This is a genomic window from Alkalispirochaeta alkalica DSM 8900 (assembly GCF_000373545.1).
Taxonomy (GTDB): domain Bacteria; phylum Spirochaetota; class Spirochaetia; order DSM-27196; family Alkalispirochaetaceae; genus Alkalispirochaeta; species Alkalispirochaeta alkalica.
Genome location: NZ_KB891748.1, coordinates 1 through 1,447, shown reverse-complemented (window position 1 = coordinate 1,447; position 1,447 = coordinate 1). Strand labels below are relative to the sequence as shown.

2 protein-coding genes are annotated in these 1,447 nt (G+C 62.9%); one reads left to right on the top strand and one right to left on the bottom strand.

Going from position 1 to position 1,447, the window contains the following annotated elements:
• The coding region (locus B071_RS0112910; protein WP_018527490.1) for a hypothetical protein at nt 1-971 on the top strand (971 nt) is incomplete at its 5' end.
• Nucleotides 972-1,016: 45 nt separating this feature from the next.
• Here the strand turns inward: B071_RS0112910 and B071_RS17670 are convergent.
• A partial coding sequence (locus tag B071_RS17670) for a leucine-rich repeat domain-containing protein (protein WP_040588539.1) occupies nt 1,017-1,447 on the bottom strand: 431 nt, incomplete at its 5' end.

Here is a 1,447-nt window from a genome sequence, read left to right as displayed (position 1 = left end):
CCTCGGGATACACCGCCCTGGCGACGGCCGACAGGGAGGTTCTGGATGAGTATCTGGAGCCCTTTTCCGGGGACCCCCTGGAGGAGATGGCGGGGTCGCTCCAGGGCAGGGAGGTCCCGCTGGTGATGACCGGTATAACGGGGAACCGCTGGTTCGGCAGGCCCCACCATTTTCTGACCCTCGAGGACCCCCTTCGGGATCGGGTATACGCTCCCGGGAAGCGCTACAACCATTCGCGGGCCGCTCCCTTCGCGTTCTTTCAGTACCCCCGGGGGAGGGCCAGCGAGAGTCCTTTTCTGGTGACGGCCTGTCACGGGGCAGATGCCAGGATCCTGCTGCCTCCCTTCCCTCCCCAGGGGCACGCCGATGATTCGGTCTTTGGGGTGTTGGTGCGGTTCTGTTATCCCGGGAGCGTGACCCGCCATATGCCCTTCTGCGTTCATCACGATCTTGGCGAACCCAGGCCCTTCCCCGATGATGCCTGGCACCAGACGGGCCTCACGGCGGCCATGCTCACCCGGTTGGTGGCGCAGTATCTGGCGGGGCGTGTGTCACCTGATCTTGTGGGGGCGGGTGAACGGCTCTTTCGTATGGGTGAGCTCTTTTCCTCGCTGGTGGAGATGCCGATCGAGGGGTGGAGAGATATGGTGCACGAGCTTTTTCTTGTCTTTGCCACGTCCGAGGGGGAGCGCTTCGGGGAGCTTCTGGAGCGGTACCGGGGCAAGCCTTCCTGGTGGGCCCGGGATGTGGAAGACTACAGGGAACGGTTGATTCAGCAGGGCGCTACTCCCGAGGGTGCTCTGCCCCGGGAGTATCACCATGCCGGGTTGTCTCTTGCGGAGGGGCTGGAGGCGTATCGTTCTTTCTGCCGCTCCTACGGGCAGCTGATGATGGTCTGGCCCCGTCTGTGGGAGGCGGCCTGCTCCCGGGTTCCGGAGCCGGGGCTCGCCCTGTCGGGTGCCCCGGGGTAGGGGCCAGCCCCGCAGGCCCGGGGGGCTGCGGGGCGGGGTTTGTGATTAATTTTGTTCTATCATATAGACATCCCACCCGGGGGCGTTCTCATAGTCAGCTTTCAAAGCCGGAGCGACTGCCTGGATAGCTCCTGAACCACCGTCGAGGGTGCTGCCCTTAAAGAAATCATAGGGGGCCTCTCCTGTTGCCGTGGGCGGAGTTTCGGGGTACACGGAAACCGACTCAAGCGCGGCCCACCCCGCGAAGGCCTCTTTTCCTACAGAGGTAACGCTGGCGGGAATGGTGAGTAGATTGTCCTGGAAGCCATTGCCGGCGAAGGCATTGCTTCCAATGGTCTGGAGGCTGCTGTCATAGGGCCACCCCAGGATGAGTGCGACGGTAAATCCTGCGTTCTGGAAGGCGTTGTCTCCGATGGTCTCCACCGAGTTGGGGATCACCAGGTTGTCTGTGAAGGAGTTATTCTGGAACGCCCAAT